Annotated in this window: 19 protein-coding genes and 1 pseudogene; 13 read left to right on the top strand and 7 right to left on the bottom strand. The window is 65.5% G+C overall.

The genetic code is table 11. The features are described 5' to 3' along the window. The 5 genes and pseudogenes from AC4JJG_RS04440 to AC4JJG_RS04460 all read right to left on the bottom strand — a co-directional run bounded on the left by AC4JJG_RS04440 (position 1) and on the right by AC4JJG_RS04460 (position 3881). Complete coding sequence (locus tag AC4JJG_RS04440) at positions 1-1392, bottom strand: phenylacetate--CoA ligase family protein (protein WP_495399723.1); 1392 nt, start codon at positions 1390-1392, stop codon at positions 1-3. 34 nt (positions 1393-1426) lie between these two features. Further along, complete coding sequence (locus AC4JJG_RS04445) at positions 1427-2281, bottom strand: amidohydrolase family protein (protein WP_495399724.1); 855 nt, start codon at positions 2279-2281, stop codon at positions 1427-1429. Then, a complete protein-coding gene (locus tag AC4JJG_RS04450; RefSeq protein ID WP_495400527.1) occupies positions 2278-2508 on the bottom strand; it encodes a hypothetical protein in 231 nt (76 codons plus the stop codon). Before AC4JJG_RS04450 ends, AC4JJG_RS04445 begins: the two co-directional genes overlap by 4 nt. A gap of 66 nt (positions 2509-2574) precedes the next feature. Beyond that, positions 2575-2709: pseudogene (locus AC4JJG_RS04455) on the bottom strand (zinc ribbon domain-containing protein); the annotation flags it as partial. Continuing rightward, positions 2709-3881: a thiolase C-terminal domain-containing protein gene (locus AC4JJG_RS04460; protein WP_495399725.1), complete on the bottom strand. Its 1173-nt coding sequence runs from the start codon at positions 3879-3881 to the stop codon at positions 2709-2711. The pseudogene AC4JJG_RS04455 and the gene AC4JJG_RS04460, both read right to left, overlap by 1 nt. Positions 3882-4026: 145 nt before the next feature. Here AC4JJG_RS04460 and AC4JJG_RS04465 point away from each other — a divergent pair, with 145 nt between their 5' ends. The 7 genes from AC4JJG_RS04465 to AC4JJG_RS04495 all read left to right on the top strand — a co-directional run bounded on the left by AC4JJG_RS04465 (position 4027) and on the right by AC4JJG_RS04495 (position 11152). Beyond that, positions 4027-4692 (top strand): TetR/AcrR family transcriptional regulator, encoded by a 666-nt coding sequence (locus AC4JJG_RS04465; protein WP_495399726.1) that lies wholly within the window; start codon positions 4027-4029, stop codon positions 4690-4692. A gap of 172 nt (positions 4693-4864) precedes the next feature. After that, complete coding sequence (locus AC4JJG_RS04470) at positions 4865-6556, top strand: FAD-binding protein (protein ID WP_495399727.1); 1692 nt, start codon at positions 4865-4867, stop codon at positions 6554-6556. Positions 6557-6596: 40 nt separating this feature from the next. After that, positions 6597-7748 (top strand): 3-ketosteroid-9-alpha-monooxygenase, oxygenase component, encoded by a 1152-nt coding sequence (locus AC4JJG_RS04475; RefSeq protein ID WP_495400472.1) that lies wholly within the window; start codon positions 6597-6599, stop codon positions 7746-7748. Next, entirely contained in the window at positions 7745-8035 is a 291-nt protein-coding gene (locus AC4JJG_RS04480) for a hypothetical protein (protein WP_495399728.1), read from the top strand. The genes AC4JJG_RS04475 and AC4JJG_RS04480 overlap by 4 nt, the downstream gene beginning before the upstream one ends. Positions 8036-8103: 68 nt before the next feature. After that, positions 8104-9195: a zinc-dependent alcohol dehydrogenase gene (locus AC4JJG_RS04485; RefSeq protein WP_495399729.1), complete on the top strand. Its 1092-nt coding sequence runs from the start codon at positions 8104-8106 to the stop codon at positions 9193-9195. 31 nt (positions 9196-9226) lie between these two features. Continuing rightward, positions 9227-10246, top strand: a complete 1020-nt coding sequence (locus tag AC4JJG_RS04490; protein ID WP_495399730.1) for a zinc-dependent alcohol dehydrogenase — start codon at positions 9227-9229, stop codon at positions 10244-10246. 330 nt (positions 10247-10576) lie between these two features. Continuing rightward, positions 10577-11152 carry a dihydrofolate reductase family protein gene (locus AC4JJG_RS04495; RefSeq protein WP_495399731.1) on the top strand — a complete coding sequence of 192 codons (576 nt, stop codon included), beginning with the start codon at positions 10577-10579 and terminating at the stop codon, positions 11150-11152. Between the two features lie 99 nt (positions 11153-11251). On the opposite strand, the gene AC4JJG_RS04500 is transcribed toward AC4JJG_RS04495, so the two are convergent. Both AC4JJG_RS04500 and AC4JJG_RS04505 read right to left on the bottom strand, forming a co-directional pair. Then, positions 11252-11977 carry an SIMPL domain-containing protein gene (locus AC4JJG_RS04500; protein ID WP_495400473.1) on the bottom strand — a complete coding sequence of 242 codons (726 nt, stop codon included), beginning with the start codon at positions 11975-11977 and terminating at the stop codon, positions 11252-11254. Then, positions 11977-12372, bottom strand: coding sequence for a phage holin family protein (locus AC4JJG_RS04505; protein WP_495399732.1), 396 nt, complete (start codon positions 12370-12372; stop codon positions 11977-11979). Before AC4JJG_RS04505 ends, AC4JJG_RS04500 begins: the two co-directional genes overlap by 1 nt. A gap of 302 nt (positions 12373-12674) precedes the next feature. Between AC4JJG_RS04505 and infA the strand changes: the two genes are divergently transcribed. From infA to AC4JJG_RS04535, 6 genes are all read left to right on the top strand, one after another. Continuing rightward, a complete protein-coding gene (gene infA / locus AC4JJG_RS04510; protein ID WP_005187701.1) occupies positions 12675-12896 on the top strand; it encodes a translation initiation factor IF-1 in 222 nt (73 codons plus the stop codon). Between the two features lie 75 nt (positions 12897-12971). Next, complete coding sequence (rpmJ, locus tag AC4JJG_RS04515; RefSeq protein WP_005207978.1) at positions 12972-13085, top strand: 50S ribosomal protein L36; 114 nt, start codon at positions 12972-12974, stop codon at positions 13083-13085. 199 nt (positions 13086-13284) lie between these two features. Beyond that, positions 13285-13653: a 30S ribosomal protein S13 gene (gene rpsM, locus AC4JJG_RS04520; protein ID WP_415032092.1), complete on the top strand. Its 369-nt coding sequence runs from the start codon at positions 13285-13287 to the stop codon at positions 13651-13653. Further along, positions 13653-14060: a 30S ribosomal protein S11 gene (gene rpsK / locus AC4JJG_RS04525; protein ID WP_495399733.1), complete on the top strand. Its 408-nt coding sequence runs from the start codon at positions 13653-13655 to the stop codon at positions 14058-14060. The genes rpsM and rpsK overlap by 1 nt, the downstream gene beginning before the upstream one ends. Positions 14061-14083: 23 nt before the next feature. Then, positions 14084-14689, top strand: coding sequence for a 30S ribosomal protein S4 (rpsD, locus tag AC4JJG_RS04530; RefSeq protein ID WP_495399734.1), 606 nt, complete (start codon positions 14084-14086; stop codon positions 14687-14689). 93 nt (positions 14690-14782) lie between these two features. After that, the gene (locus tag AC4JJG_RS04535) at positions 14783-15835 is read left to right on the top strand and encodes a DNA-directed RNA polymerase subunit alpha (protein WP_495399735.1); all 1053 of its coding nucleotides are present in this window, start codon (positions 14783-14785) and stop codon (positions 15833-15835) included. Positions 15836-15851 lie beyond the last annotated feature (16 nt).

The following is a 15851-nucleotide window of genomic DNA, read 5'->3' on the forward strand; positions in this document are numbered from 1 at the left end:
TCAGTGCGCGACGCGTTCGTCCCGAAATCGCCTGGGTTTCGGGGAAGTCCGCAAACCGGTGTCCTCGTCGAGGTCACCGGGGCCGACCGCCTGACAGCGGATGGCGACCCCGAGTCGTCGTTTGAGCAGGTCCTCGGCGTCAGCCGCGAACCGCTCGCGCCCGTCCTCCGGTACCTCCGTCTCGACGAGCGCGATCAACTCGTCCCGGTGATTGGCGCGGATCGCGCGCACGAAATAGTCCGGACGTGCGCCGTCGAGGCCGGTGATGATCTCGCCGATGGCCTCGGGCCACACGTTGATCCCACGGAGTTTGATCATGTTGTCCGCGCGGCCGGCGAAGGGGCCGATCCGCCGGTACCAACTGCCACACGTGCACTGTGCGCGTGGATACATATAGGCGAGATCCTTGATGTGATAACGCAATTGGGCGCTACCGGTCTTGTACAGTTCAGTCACCACCAGGGAGCCGGTCTCGCCGTCGGGCAGACGCTCGCCGGTCTCGGCATCGACGACCTCGACCACGAACGCGTCCTCGAAGATGTGCAGTCCGTTGCGATCCGGACATTCCACCGCGACGGTCTGTACCTCGTGGAAGCCGTACTGGCCGAGTACCGGCAGGCCCCAGGTCGCCTCCAGGACCGCGCGATCGCCGATGTTGGGGAGTGCGGTCAGCGCGAAATCCGTACGCGGATCGAGGCCGCGTGCGGTTGCTGCCTCGGCGATCCGGAGCAGGTAGTCGCCGGTGCCCAGAACCGCATTGGCGCGGTACTCCAGCATCAGGTCGATCTGCCGATCGGTACTCGTCACCACGCCGGTACTGGTGGTGATGACCACGCAGTTCAGCCAGTTGTAGGCGGCTTCGTCGAAGATGAAGGCACCGTTGTGCGTTCCGTAGGACCAGGAGTTCAGCACGACATCACCCGGCCGGATTCCCTGGAGGTACAACTGACGTGCCATGAGTAGCGATCCGACCTCGCGGTCCCACTGTGTGTAGAGGGTCGGCCGCGACGCACCGGTCGTTCCGCCGGACATGTAGAGCCGTGCGGGTTCGCGGCGGACATCGTCGAGGTCGATGCCCTGGTAGTCACCCAGCGGCGGATGTTCGGCAATGCTGCGGCGGATGTCCTCGACGTCGTACATCGGCGCGCGATGCAGGTCGTCCAGGCCACCGACGGTCATCGGGTCGAAATCGTGCTCGCTCCATAGCCGCCGGTAGAACGGGATGCGTGCGGCATGTCCGAACTTCTCCGCCAGGCGCGTCTCCTGTTTGCGGTGGATCGTCTCGGGGCTGTCGAACCATGCCGTCTCGAAGAAGTCGGGGGGTGGCGGAAATCGCCGGATGATCTCGGCGCGGTCGACTGCATCGACGGGTCTGCGGATGCCGAGGGGCATGCGAACCTCCTGGATCGGAAGGACGAAATGTGGACTAGGACGGGCGTGTGCGTGTGAACAGCCGGGCGGCGTTGCCGTGCACGAGTTCGTCGACGGACTCCGCGCGCAGGCCCACCGTGTCGAGTGCGGCCACTGCCGAACGATGCCCAACGGTTGGAAAGTTTGTGCCGAACAACGTCTTTCGCCGACCTGGACCATTGATGAATCTGATGACGGCCGGATCCCAGTGTCGCGGTGGGTAGGCCGCGGTACCGAGATATACGTTGGGAAACTTCAGTGCCATCGCGATCGCCTCGTCGGTCCACGGCCACCCGAGGTGGGACAGCACGAAGTCGGTGTCCGGAAAGTAGAGAGCGGGCCGATCGATGCCGATCGGGTGACCGCATTCACTGGGCATCAGGCCGCCTGAACTGCCGGCCTGCATGATGAACGGCAGGCGGAGGTCGCCTGCGAGGGCGTACCACGGGTAGTGGTCGGCGTGGTCGAACCGGCGGTCCCAGCTGTGGGTGTGCAGGTAGAAGCCCACGATGTCGGGACGCCCCGTGATCCGTTGCGCCATTCGCCGGACGGCCCGGATACCGCCGGCGGGATCAGGGACGGCCAGCCCGGCGAATCGCCCGGGGTATCGTCCGGACAGCTCGTCGAGCTCGGACCAGCGCAGGATCAGGTGTTCGAAATCGGTGTCCCGGAGGAGTCCGTGCGGCCCGATGTCGGACACCGGCAGGCACAGGAATTCGGTGCCGAGGTCGTCCATCCGCCGGATCATCTCGTCGGGGGTGCAGAAGCCCTCGGCGGCATCGTCCCTGACCTTCACCTGTACGCCGGCAACGGCCCGGCGCCAGATCGGTGCGCGGTCCGGGGTGAACGCGTTGCACAGATAGTCGATCATCGATCGGTGCTCCGTTTCGGTTCCACCAGGCGCCATCTGAGCTCTGTCGAGCCCTCGGCGCTCGTGGTGAATTCCGCGCGCAACGCGCGGCCGGTGATGGATGTGGTTGTCCCGGGGCGGTGTCCGGCGCATCGGGCGACGATCAGTACGTCGTCCTGCTCGGCGATCCGCGCGAGCACCACGGTTGACGGCACCTCGATGTCCAGGCCGAACCCATGTCGGTTCACGATGTAGCTCGCAACGGTCGCATCGCCGGACAGGTCCTGCCATGTCCACGTGATGGAACCGCAGCGACCGCAGAGTGCGCGGACCGGCCACCGGAGGCACCCACACCGGTCGCAGCGCTGGATACGGAGAAGGTGTTGCGCGAGAGACGAATACCACTCGTGGGCATCCGGATCGCCTATCCTGACGTGATCGACGGACATCACGCCCCCTTCCGCAGGATCACCGAGGACGTGAGGCCGGCGGCGTAGCCGGGCTGACCGGTCGCGAGGGCGGTCTCGACGCCCGGCACCTGCCGTGCTCCACACTCCCCACGAAGTTGGTTGACCGCCTCCGCCACATGGTTGAGGCCGTGCACATAGCCTTCGGAAAGGTGACCGCCGTGGGTATTGACGGGCAGCGACCCGTCGCGGGAGATGTTGCCGGACAGGACGAAATCGGCCGACTCGCCACGTCCGCACAGTCGGTAGTCCTCGAGTTGGATGAGGACGAGAGGGCTGAACGCGTCATACAGTTCGGCGATGTCGATCTCGTCGGGACCGATACCGGCCGCGTCGTAGAGGCGGGGTGCCATGGCGGAGGCCGCACTGATGTCGAGCCGGTCGTGTCCGTTGGAGAAGATCGTGTGCCCCGGTCCGAAGCCGATTCCGCGGACGAGGACCGGGATGGTGGCCAGATCCCGGGCGCGCTCGGCGGAGGTGACGACCAGCGCCACCGCGCCGTCGGTTTCCAGGCAGCAGTCGAAAAGCCGGAGCGGCTCGACGATGGGCCGCGCCGCAAGGTATTCCGCCATCGTGAGCGGAGCCGTCATCATCGCGCGCGGGCTGAGTCTCGCGTTGTCGCGCTGGGTGATCGCAATCTGCCCGAGGGCTTCGGGTGGAACGTTCCAGCGCTCCAGGAAGCTGCGCGTGTACATGGCGAATTCCTGTGCGGGCGTGAGGTATCCGCTGGGGCTTTTGTACTGGATCTCGGTGGTGTCGCCGGGGCCCTTGCCTCCCTGACCCATCCGGTGGCCGGATCGAGCGTTCAGGGCGCGCCAGCACACGATGGTGTCGGCCGTCCCGGAGGCGATCGACATGGCGGCGTGGCCGATCACCCCGGCCGACACACTCCCTCCGCCGAAAAGGTCGAGGTGGTACCGCAGATCCCGGATCCCCAGTGATGCGGCAACAATGCTCGGCGCGACCGAATCACCGAGACGATGGCAGGCCACCCCGTCGATGTCGGAGAGGCTCAGGCCCGCGTCGTCCACGGCAGCAGAGATGGCTCGTAGCGCGAGATCCAGTGTGGAGGCACCGGATTGGCGGGAGAACTCGGTGTAACCGACACCGACGACGGCCGCCCGGTCGCGGAGCGCGGAATCGGAGCCCAACATTCCATGAAGTTATATCAAGAGACCTCTTGATGCAATAGTCGGACTCTGCCCGGCGCCGGGGGCGAGATCGGCGGCCACGCGACGGAGGGTTGGTATCCTCGGGACCACTTGGGTCGGTGCCGAGATGAGGAAATGAGGTCGTCGCATGGCTGATCGTGCCGGAACGGTCGGTCGCTCAACCCGTCAGGCGGGCACCGAAACCCGTGGTCTGATCATCTCCACGGCGCAGCGACTCTTCGGCGACGAGGGCGTCGACGCGGTGTCGATCAACCGGATATGCCAGCAGGCGGGAGTGAATCCGGCTGCGGTTCACTACCATTTTCGTTCCAAGGACGGACTCGTCGAGGCGATCGTGGCGGACGGGACGACGTTGTGGGGGGAGCGCCGCAACGAGATCGTCGCCGACCTCGATGCGCGCGACGATTGCAGCCTGCGCGACGTCGCGGAGGCCATTGTCCGGCCGGTGGTCGAACTGACCAGGACGGACGCGGGTCTGAGTTACGTCCGTTTCCTGTCCTCGATTGCTTCACATCCTAAATACGGTGTGCAACTGCGGGTCACGGCGGAACCGTATACGGTGACCCTGCTTGCGCTGCTGGCCAAGGTCACACCGGAGTTGTCGGACACGGTGCGGCTCTGGCGTTACGCGATCACACGCATTCTCCTGTATCAGGTTCTCGGGATGGCGCACACGACCCTCGAGGACTGGATGGCGGCCCACGGTGCGGCCGTTGACGGGGCGCTGATCGGAGATCTCGTCGATTACATCGTCGGCGCATTCTCGGCACCTTCAACTGCCGTCGATTTCTGATCCATCGAGGGCGTCCCTCTCCGTCATTCGACGCGTTTGTCCTGTTCAGGGCATTCGGAGGCCGTTTCGTAAATTTTATTCAAAAGACCTCTTGATGTAAGTTCTGGACCTGCGTACTGTGTCTCACATCACTACCGGCGCCTCCGGTCGCCGGCACAGCGGAGGGGACAGTATGACCACCACGTGGGACCACACGTATGACGTCGTCGTCGTCGGATCGGGCGCGGGAGGGATGGCTGCGGCCATCAGCGCCCGGTTGCGTGGACTGCGTGCGGTTGTCATCGAGAAGACCGGACTCTACGGCGGATCGACCGCGCTATCCGGTGGGGGCGTGTGGATTCCGAACAACTTCCACCTGGCGGATGCGGGGCTCGCCGACACACACGAGAAGGCCCGCAGTTACCTTGACGCGACCGTCGGCGACCGGGTGTCCGATGAACGGAAGGATGCCTTCCTGTCGAACGGGGCGCAGATGCTTCGCGAGCTGCACGACCGCACCGAGGTTCGATTCAGCTATGTCGCGGGATACCCCGACTACTTTCCGGAGCGCCTCGGAGCATACCCACAGGGGCGGTCACTGGAGCCGCTGCCTTTCGACCTCAAGCGACTGAATCCGGAGTCCCGTGCGACGATGCGTCGATCCGGCCTGCCCACCTATGGCCTTGCGATCACCACGATGTCGTTCCATGACATGAACATGATGGGACGGACCCGTCGGGGCAAGATCGCCGCCGCGGCGGTGGCCGCCCGGGCCTGCGGCAACGCCTTGCGCGGTCGGTCCATGGTCTCGCTCGGCGAGGGGCTCGTTGCGAGACTGAGGTATTCGCTCGACGAGCTCGGAGGAGAGTTGTGGCTGTCGGCGCGGCCCGACGAACTCGTCAGCGAGAACGGCGCGGTGGTCGGTGTGGTCGTCGAGCGGGACGGGCGAAGGGTCGGAGTGCGTGCGCGGTGCGGGGTGGTGCTCGCCTGCGGCGGCTTCTCGCATGACCAGGCCAAGAGGGATCGCTACCTGCCGTCGCCGTCGCGGGCCGAATGGACCACTGCATCGGAGGGGCAGACGGGCGAAGTCCTCGACATGGCAATGGCACTCGGCGCCGCCACCGACCTGCTGGACAGTGTGTGGGGAGCGCCGGTCGTGACTCTGCCGGACCGTAGCCCCTTCTTCATGGTGGCCGAACGTGCCACACCCGGCATGGTGATCGTGGACTCGGATGGTCGTCGGTTCGCGAACGAATGTCTGCCATACGACGAGTTCGCCCGGAAGATGCACGCGCACAACCGGTCCGGTGCGTCAGCCGTCCCGTCGTGGATGATCATCGATGGGCGGTCGCGTAAACGCTACATGCTGATGGGACTGATGCCGCGGCAGGCTTTCCCGAAATCGTGGCGCGAACACGGGACGGTGGTCGAGGGCGCGACCATTGGCGAGCTCGCCGACGCGATCGGGGTGCCGCCCACGAGGCTCGAAGCGGAGGTCGCGCGCTTCAACGGTTTCGCCGACACCGGCCGCGATGCCGATTTCGGCCGCGGGGAGAGCGTATACGACCGGTATTACGGCGATCCGAACCTGGCGAATCCCAATCTCGCCGCACTCGTCGAGCCGCCTTTCTACGCCTTGCCGGTGCATCCCGGCGACATCGGAACGCGCGGCGGCGTCCTGACCGACGTCCACGGTGCGGTGGTCAGAGGTGACGGAAACCCGATCGACGGCCTCTATGCCACAGGCAATTTCGCCGCCTCCGTGATGGGTGAGAGCTACCCCGGGCCGGGGGCGACGATCGGGCCGGCGATGGCCTTCGGGTGGGCCGCGTCCGATCACATGTCGCGACGGCGGGAGGCGGGCCCGGCTGTCGGTGCCGCGTGATCCCGCCGTTGTCCACGATCTGCAGTCCATTCCCGTTGCCATCACAGAAAGTCGAGGGATAACCATGTCGGTAGAGGTTCAGGATCGACGCATCGAGGCCGAGCGCATTCCGTCCAGGTTCGCGCGAGGCTGGCATTGTCTCGGTCTGTCAACGGAATTCGACGACGGGAGGCCGCATGGGATCGACGCATTCGGACTTCATCTGGTCGCCTTCCGTGATCAGGAAGGCGAATTGCACATACTGGACGGATTCTGCCGGCACATGGGCGGGAACCTCGCCGAGGGGACGGTGAAGGGGAACGAGGTGGCCTGCCCCTTCCATGATTGGCGATGGGGCGGTGACGGGCGATGCAAGTCGATCCCCTATGCCAAACGCGTGCCGAAGCTTGCGAAGACGAAGTCCTGGCCGGTGCTCGAACAGGATGGGCTCGTGTCGGTTTGGCATGACCCGGAAGGCAATCCGCCGACCGAAGCGGATGCGATACCCCGGATCCCGGGGGCGCTCGACGGGAACTGGACCGATTGGCTGTGGTATCGAACGACAATGGCGGTGAACTGCCGCGAAATCATGGACAACAACGTCGATATGGCGCACTTCTACTACATCCACGGCAATCTCCCGACGTACTTCAAGAACGTACTCGAGGGGCCGATCAGCGTGCAGTATCTCGATAGTGGTCCACGAGAGGACGTTCCGGGGCCGGAGGGCACGCCGCCACTGCTGGGGGTGCGATCGGTGGCCACCTATTACGGTCCGTCCTTCATGATCGACGACCTGACCTATCTGTACGAGGGTTTCGAGATCCGCACGGTTCTGTTGCACACGCATTACCCGATTGACGAGGAACACACCGAGTACCAGTACGCGGTCATCGTGGAGAAGTCCGAGTACGTGACCGACGAGGTCGCACAGGAGACCGCAACGGGTCTCGGTGACTGGGTGCAGAACGGGATCGAGCAGGACATCGCGATCTGGCGCGCGAAGACGCGCATCGACAACCCACTCCTCTGCGAGGAGGACGGCGCCGTCTACCAGTTGCGTCGGTGGTACGGGCAGTTCTATGTCGACCGTGCCGATGTCACCCCGGACATGACCGACCGCTTCGAACACGAGGTGGATGTGACTGCGCCACTGGAGACCTGGCGGGCCGAGATTCGCGAGAACATGCGGAGCGCGGCGGCATCGTCATGACCGGTTCGCATGCCGCGAGCCGCGTCGATGACCGCATCCGGGACTGTCCGATGCGGGGCGTGCGCTGCGGGACCTGCGGTGCCGAGGTGATGGTACGTAAGAGCACGATCTGGCAGACGAGTCTGCAATGGAGTACCGATGCGCGACGCCGCTGCGTCGAGCTCGGAGTCGGGCCCCCGGCGGCCGGTGAGCGTCGCCGCTCGTGCACTCCGCTGCGCGCAGCGGTGACGGCTGCGGTCGCGGCCGGCGAGGTTCCGGTGGTCCTCGACACCACTGTCGCCGAATGACACGGACACCCGAGACGGTGTGATCAATTCCTGTCCGACGCAACCCTATTCCGAGACGAGGAGATGTCATGACACTGACCGCAGAGGCCGTGGTATTCGCGGGTGACGGCACCCATGAGACCCGGAGCTTCACCGTGCCGCCGCCCGGGCCGGGTGGCGCCGTTCTCGCCGTGGAGGCCGTCGGGCTGTGCGGCAGCGACGTGATGCAGTTGCGCGGGCAGCCGCACGTCCCCGGCGAGGTCGCGAATGTCGTTCCGGGACATGAGATCGTCGGTGTCATCCACGAGATCACCGACGAGGCTGCGGCGACCTGGGGAGTGCAACCGGGCGACCGGGTGTGTGTCGACGAAGTCGTCCGCTGCGGACAGTGCCGGCAGTGCCACACCGGGGTCGGGCTGTGTGCCAACGCGCAGCTCTACGGCTACACGATGGGCAGCGACTTCGCCGGCGGACTATGGGGAGGATACGGGCAGTTCATGCAACTGCTGCCGAACACCCATCTGGTCAAGGCACCCGCGAACGCCGACCCGGTCGAACTGACGGTCTTCGAACCCCTTGCCAACGCATTGAACTGGATGGAGCTGATCAAGGTCCGCCCCGGCGACCGGGTGGTGGTCCTGGGGCCGGGTCATCAGGGGTTGCTGTGTGCGGCGGCGGCCGTTGCCCGGGGTGCCTCGACCGTGATCGTGACCGGTACGAGCGCGGATGGCGCGCGGCTCGCGAAGGCGACGGAGTTGGGAGCGCACGCGGTGATCGACGTCGACGAGGAGGACCTGGTCGGAAGGACCGCCGAACTCACGGACGGTCAGATGGCCAGTGTCGTCATGGATCTGACGCCGGTCCCCGGCACCGTCGCCGACGCCGTCGAACTCGCCGCCGAGTACGGCCGTATCGGTTTCGCCGGTCTCAAGAAGATGGCGCCGGTCGAGGTCATCTCGGATCTCATCACGCTCAAGTCGCTCAACATCGTAGGGTGCGCCGGCCCCACGCCGCTGTCCATCGAGCAGGCGGTGGACGTCCTCCGTGACCGGCCGTCGATCGGCCGCGCCATGCGTGGCGTGCAGATCTCGCTCGGCGAGATCGGTCGCGGTATCGATCTCCTCGAGCGACGGGGGCCTGACGATGACGCGGTCCGCGTGACCCTGGTGCACGACCGGTGAGATCCCGGAATCCCGGCATCGAGGAGCAGGCGTGGATCTGACGGTGGAACGGCATCGGCAGGCACGGGTCCACGGACCCGGCGACGTCCGGATAGATGACGAGCGGCTACCGGAGGTGCCGGACCGCGGCGCGCTGCTGTCGGTGGCCGCCTGCGGTGTGTGCGGCAGTGACCTGTCGTATCGGTCGATGGGCGGAAACCCCGTCAGTGCGGGGCCGATGGCTCTCGGCCACGAGTTCGCGGGGACGGTACTGGCGGTCGGTGCGGCAACCACCGCGGTGTCGGTCGGGGATCGGGTGGTGGTGTTCCCGGGTAACGATGAGATCGGACGCCTCGGGAACGGGGCGCGCGGAGGTGGTCTGAGCGACGTCGCGGTGATCGACGACGCGGCGATGCAGTTGTTCGCGGTGCCGGACTCGATGCCGCTCGAGACGGCGGCGCTGGCCGAACCCGTCGCGGTCGGGATGCATGCGGTGGAGCAGGTCGATGCCGGTGCTGCCGACCGGGCGGTCGTGCTGGGCTGCGGGCCGATCGGGCTGAGCGCGATCGCCGTTCTTGCCGACATCGGCGTCACCGACATCGTCGCGGTCGGTACGTCGGGCACCCGGCGTGAGCTCGCACGGGCGATGGGCGCACACCATGTGATCGACCCGGCGGTGGCAGATGTGTGGGAAAGCCTCGGACGGATTCACGGCACGCGCGAGTCGACCTTCGGCCCGCGGGCGGCAACATCGGTGGTCATCGAGGCGACGGGATCGGCGCAGGCACTTGCGACGGCGATCGCGAACGCCGGTCGGCACACCAGAATCGCGGTGGTCGGCTTGCACTTCGTGGGCGTCGAGGTCGATTTCATGGCAGTGCTCGCGAATGAGCTGAGAATCTGCGGGTCCATGGAGTATCCGGAAAAGTTCGGCCGTGCCGTCGAGCTCCTGGAGCGCCACGACCTGAGTCCGATGATCACGCACCGGTTCGGATTGGATGAGCTCGACAGGGCGTTCTCCGTGCTCGACGATTCCCGTGAATGCGGCAAGGTGATGATCCTGCCGACCTGATCCCGCCGGCTTCGGGAGCGCGGTGCGGGCCGCCGATCCAGGAATAGGCGCTATCGGGGTGACCGGCTGTGAGGTCCGAAGATCCTGTACCGCAGTGTGTTCGATCCGAAGGGCTTCGTGGAGAAGGTGCTTGTGCGGCACGCCGCCGAGCAGGAACCGGATACCCGCGACTGGGCTGCCATCCGGGCGTGGGGCCACGGGTATCGCGGACGAATTGGCCTCGGACGCAGGTTGATTCGTTACGACGCTGCGGCCCGTGGGAAAATGGGTCGCCGCACGGGCGGCTGATGTGTTTCCGTTGCACGACACCCGTCGTGATCGGAGGCCGGCATGCGTGAACTCGTGTACTACGTGGCGGTGAGTCTGGATGGATTCATCGCGGACCCGGACGGGGGATTCGGCATGTTCCCGGTGGAGGGCGACCACATCGACTATCTCGCGGAGAACTACGCCGACGCATTCCCGGCCGCTGCGCACCCGGTGCTCGGCATCGAGCCGGACTGTTCGGTGTTCGGCACCGTGTTGATGGGGTGGTCGACCTACGCGGTCGGTCTGCCGTACGGCATCACGAGCCCGTACCCGCACCTGCGGCAGATCGTCTTCTCGCGCACCAGAACCGCTGCCGATGTCCCGCCGGATGTCCGACTGGCGGATACGACTCCTGAGGAGGTCATCGCTGCCGAGCGTGCCGACTCCGCGGTGCCGGGCGACATCTGGCTGTGCGGCGGCGGGAAGATCGCCGCGTCCCTTGCCTGCGAGATCGACCGGCTGATCCTCAAGGTGAATCCCGTCCTGCTGGGACGGGGCATTCCGCTGTTCGACGGCCTCGCGGCACCGATAGATCTCGACCTCACCGCCAGCCGGACATTCGGTTCGGGCGTGGTGGTGTCGGAGTATCGCCGATGAATTGGGCTAGGCCGCACGCTGATTGCTGTCCGTTGGCGCATTACCGGCGGCGGCGCTCTCCGGTGTCCACTGTGGACACGGTCGCTCCCGCCGGTGCGATCAGCGCAGCGCGTAGGTGACGGTGACCGCGAAGGTCAGTGTCTGCTCGCCGGGTTCGACGGGCACCGGCGCGGCCGACGCGCTCATGCTGTCGCGCTGCATCGACGGTGCAGGCTGATCCTGTCCGCTGGTCGATTCGGAGATGGTCTGCACCGAGCCCAGTCCGTCGCCTGCCAGTGAGGCGTACTGCTCGGCGCGTGATCGCGCATCCTTGAAGGCCGCCTCGCGAGCCTGCTTCATCAGTTCCGAATTGTCGTCGATGGCGAAACTGACGCCACTGATCCGGGTGTCGTCGCCGCCCGCCCCGGCGGCCGCGGCCAGGATCGCCGATGCCTTCGCGAGGTCGCGGATGGTGATCCGCACCGAGTTGCTCGCCTGGTAGCTACTGATCTCGCTGCTGCCGCCGGGAGCGGGGGAGTTGTAGCGCGGATTCACGCTGACCTGCTGGGTCTGCACGTCTTTGCGTTCCACGCCCGCGTCCACCACAGCGTCGGTGACCTGCTTGACCTTGGCGCTCGTCTCGTTGAGGGCGCCGGTCACGTCCGGGGCGGTGGCCTCGACGCCGACCTCGGCCCGCAGGGTGTCCGGGGCGCCGGTCACCTTTCCGTTGCCGACCACGGTGACGGTGCGCGGTTTGTCGCCGCCGTCGTCGCTGCTGCAGGCGGCGAGACCGGCCGCGGCGACGACCCCGACGGCGGCCGCTGCCAGAACCCGCTTGATGCGGATCACCGGACCGGCTCCTTCAGGAGGAGGCCGATGCCCCAGCCGACGATCGAGATGACGATCGCACCGAGGATCGCGGTCCAGAAGAAGCTGTCGACGTTCAGCCCCCAATGCGTGGTGTTGCGGGTGATCCAGGCGGTGATCTCCAGCATGAACGCGTTGATCACGATGTGGATGAGGCCGAGGGTGAGGATGTAGAAGGGGATCGACAGGATCTGGAGGATCGGCTTGATGATCGCGTTGACCAGGCCGAAGATCACCGCGACGACCAGGACGACGCCGATCTTCTTGAGTGTCGAGGCGTTGTCGCCGTAGACGAAGTCGAGTCCGGGCACGATCAGCGCGGCAATCCACAGGGTCACGCCGGTCAGGGCGGTACGAATCAGGAAAGCTGTCATGCGGTCAAGCATGCCAGCCGGGGGCGATCATCACGTGGATTCTGTGCGTCCGCACGTTGACGAGGGCGGCGCGGACGGCGGAAGTCCGGCATTTGGACTGTTCTCGCAGTTCGCGTAACATTGAACGTCGGTGTGCGTCGCGCGCCGTTCTCGGCATGTCGGCTGGTCTTCCAGGTGATCGCGCCGGGGCGTCGCGGGTCTGGCACCACACTAACGGATAGACACGCTTTCAACCGGGGTTCGCACCCGCCCCGATCCCGATGATCGGAACAGGTGGGAGCGGCACCAGGATCGCGGAGGACATGGCGAAAAAAGACGGGGCCATCGAGGTCGAGGGACGAGTGGTCGAACCCCTGCCGAATGCGATGTTTCGCATCGAGCTGGAGAACGGTCACAAGGTTCTCGCCCACATCAGCGGCAAGATGCGGCAGCACTACATCCGCATCCTGCCGGAGGACCGGGTCGTCGTGGAACTCTCGCCCTACGACCTCGGACGTGGGCGCATCGTTTACCGGTACAAGTAAAGACTTCCCCCGAACACGGGTGGAGACAGTATCGGGTGCGGTCAGCCGCGCCCGGACCATCGAGGAGAAGCCGACGTGAAGGTTCAGCCGAGCGTCAAGCCGATCTGCGAGAAGTGCAAGGTGATCCGTCGTAACGGTCGGGTCATGGTGATCTGCGAGAACCTGCGTCACAAGCAGCGTCAGGGTTGATCACTCGCGCCCTCCGGGTCGCTTGAGAACAACACAACTGAATAGACACACAACAGAGCTGAACAGATTCATGTGAAGCCCTCCCAGCACCAGCATCGACATTCGGGTCGGTGCCCACCTCCGGTTCAGAGGCCGGAGCCCCGCGCAGAGCGAGGACGGACTGGGAGCAGACCTCTGACCAGAAAAAGGAAACCGCCACATGGCACGTGTTGCTGGTGTGGACCTCCCCCGCGAAAAGCGGCTGGAGATCGCACTGACTTACATCTACGGAGTTGGTCGTACCACCTCCAAGGAGATCATCGCCGCGACCGGGCTCAGTCCCGACCTGCGCGCGAAGGATCTGACCGACGCAGACGTCTCCAAGCTGCGTGAGTACATCGAGGCATCGGTGAAGGTCGAGGGTGACCTGCGCCGCGAGGTGCAGGCCGACATCCGTCGCAAGATCGAGATCGGTTGCTACCAGGGTCTTCGCCACCGTCGTGGCCTGCCCGTCCGCGGACAGCGCACCAAGACCAATGCCCGTACTCGTAAGGGCCCGAAGAAGACCATCGCCGGGAAGAAGAAGTAATGCCTCCGAAGTCACGTAGCGCAGGCCCCAAGAAGGGCACCCGCCGTCGCGATAAAAAGAACGTCCCGCACGGCCAGGCGCACATCAAGTCGACGTTCAACAACACCATCGTGTCGATCAGCGACCCCAACGGCAACGTCATCAGCTGGGCGTCGTCCGGACACGTCGGATTCAAGGGTTCGCGGAAGAGCACCCCGTTCGCCGCGCAGCTCGCTGCCGAGAACGCTGCCCGCAAGGCCCAGGAACACGGCGTCAAGAAGGTCGACGTGTTCGTCAAGGGACCGGGTTCGGGTCGTGAGACCGCCATCCGGTCGCTGCAGGCCGCCGGCCTGGAGGTCGGCACCATCTCTGACGTCACCCCGCAGCCGCACAACGGTTGCCGTCCGCCCAAGCGGCGCCGGGTCTAGCGGGAAGGTAAGGAACTAGAACAATGGCTCGTTATACCGGCCCCGCAACAAAGAAGTCCCGTCGTCTGCGCGTCGATCTGATCGGCGGAGACCAGGCGTTCGAGCGTCGCCCCTACCCGCCCGGCCAGCACGGCCGCTCGCGGATCAAGGAGAGCGAATACCTGCTGCAGCTGCAGGAGAAGCAGAAGGCCCGCTTCACCTACGGAGTGATGGAGAAGCAGTTCCGTCGCTACTACGAAGAGGCCAACCGGCGCACCGGCAAGACCGGTGACCAGCTCCTGCAGATCCTGGAGACCCGCCTCGACAACGTCGTGTACCGCGCCGGACTGGCCCGTACCCGTCGCCAGGCCCGCCAGATGGTCACCCACGGCCACTTCACCGTCAACGGTGTTCGTGTCGATGTGCCCAGCTACCGCGTGAGCCAGTACGACATCATCGACGTCCGCCCGAAGTCGCTGCAGACCGTGCCGTTCCAGATCGCCAAGGAGATCCAGGGCGAGCGTCCGGTTCCGGGGTGGCTCCAGGTGGTCCCGTCGACCCTGCGCATCCTCGTGCACAACGTGCCCGAGCGTGCCCAGATCGACGTCCCGCTGACCGAGCAGCTCATCGTCGAGTACTACTCGAAGTAAACGAACGTCTAACGACAAGCCAAGCAGCACAAGCTGTTTCGGTTCACTTTCGAGGCCGTCATATAGCGGTCGGCCAAAGGAGAGAAACAAGAAATGCTCATCTCACAGCGACCCACGCTCACCGAGGAAGTTGTCGTCGAGAACCGCTCGAAGTTCGTCATCGAACCGCTCGAGCCGGGCTTCGGCTACACCCTCGGCAACTCGCTGCGCCGCACCCTGCTCAGCTCGATCCCGGGTGCTGCGATCACCAGCATCCGCATCGACGGAGTCCTGCACGAGTTCACCACCGTCCCCGGTGTGAAGGAAGACGTCACCGACATCATCCTGAACCTCAAGGGTCTCGTGGTCAGCTCCGAAGAGGACGAGCCGGTCACCATGTACGTGCGTAAGCAGGGTCCGGGCACCGTCACCGGCGCCGACATCGTGCCCCCGGCCGGTGTCACCGTGCACAACCCGGATCTGCACATCGCCACCCTGAACGACAAGGGCAAGCTCGAGATCGAGCTCGTCGTCGAGCGGGGCCGCGGCTACGTGCCTGCCGTGCAGAACAAGGCATCGGGTGCCGAGATCGGCCGGATTCCGGTCGACTCGATCTATTCGCCGGTGCTCAAGGTGACCTACAAGGTCGAGGCCACCCGTGTCGAGCAGCGCACCGACTTCGATCGGCTCGTGCTCGATGTGGAGACCAAGAACTCGATCACCGCGCGTGACGCGCTCGCTTCCGCGGGCAAGACCCTGGTCGAGCTGTTCGGGCTCGCCCGGGAGCTCAACGTGGAGGCCGAGGGCATCGAGATGGGTCCGTCGCCGGCCGAGGCCGATCACATCGCGTCGTTCAGTCTGCCCATCGAGGATCTGGAGCTGACCGTGCGGTCCTACAACTGCCTGAAGCGCGAGGGTGTGCACACCGTCGGCGAACTGGTGGCCCGGACCGAGTCGGATCTGCTCGACATCCGCAACTTCGGGCAGAAGTCGATCGATGAGGTCAAGGTCAAGCTGCACGCCCTGGGTCTGTCCCTCAAGGACAGCCCGGCCAGCTTCGATCCGTCGCAGGTCGCCGGATACGACCCGGCAACGGGAACGTGGTCGGATGACGCGTCGTTCGACGCCGATTCCGGTGAGGATTTCGCCGAGACAGAGCAGCTGTAGGGCTGTCGCCAACTAG

Source organism: Gordonia sp. B8661-1, assembly GCF_059427765.1.

Coding starts and splice junctions, on each gene's coding strand:
- AC4JJG_RS04460 (WP_495399725.1), bottom strand. CDS start 3,881: ATGTTGGGCTCCGATTCCGCGCTCCGCGACCGGGCGGCCGTCGTCGGT.
- AC4JJG_RS04505 (WP_495399732.1), bottom strand. CDS start 12,372: ATGACAGCTTTCCTGATTCGTACCGCCCTGACCGGCGTGACCCTGTGG.
- rpsK (WP_495399733.1), top strand. CDS start 13,653: ATGCCTCCGAAGTCACGTAGCGCAGGCCCCAAGAAGGGCACCCGCCGT.
- infA (WP_005187701.1), top strand. CDS start 12,675: ATGGCGAAAAAAGACGGGGCCATCGAGGTCGAGGGACGAGTGGTCGAA.
- AC4JJG_RS04485 (WP_495399729.1), top strand. CDS start 8,104: ATGACACTGACCGCAGAGGCCGTGGTATTCGCGGGTGACGGCACCCAT.
- AC4JJG_RS04440 (WP_495399723.1), bottom strand. CDS start 1,392: ATGCCCCTCGGCATCCGCAGACCCGTCGATGCAGTCGACCGCGCCGAG.
- AC4JJG_RS04480 (WP_495399728.1), top strand. CDS start 7,745: ATGACCGGTTCGCATGCCGCGAGCCGCGTCGATGACCGCATCCGGGAC.
- AC4JJG_RS04445 (WP_495399724.1), bottom strand. CDS start 2,281: ATGATCGACTATCTGTGCAACGCGTTCACCCCGGACCGCGCACCGATC.
- AC4JJG_RS04465 (WP_495399726.1), top strand. CDS start 4,027: ATGGCTGATCGTGCCGGAACGGTCGGTCGCTCAACCCGTCAGGCGGGC.
- rpsM (WP_415032092.1), top strand. CDS start 13,285: ATGGCACGTGTTGCTGGTGTGGACCTCCCCCGCGAAAAGCGGCTGGAG.
- AC4JJG_RS04470 (WP_495399727.1), top strand. CDS start 4,865: ATGACCACCACGTGGGACCACACGTATGACGTCGTCGTCGTCGGATCG.
- AC4JJG_RS04535 (WP_495399735.1), top strand. CDS start 14,783: ATGCTCATCTCACAGCGACCCACGCTCACCGAGGAAGTTGTCGTCGAG.
- AC4JJG_RS04495 (WP_495399731.1), top strand. CDS start 10,577: ATGCGTGAACTCGTGTACTACGTGGCGGTGAGTCTGGATGGATTCATC.
- rpsD (WP_495399734.1), top strand. CDS start 14,084: ATGGCTCGTTATACCGGCCCCGCAACAAAGAAGTCCCGTCGTCTGCGC.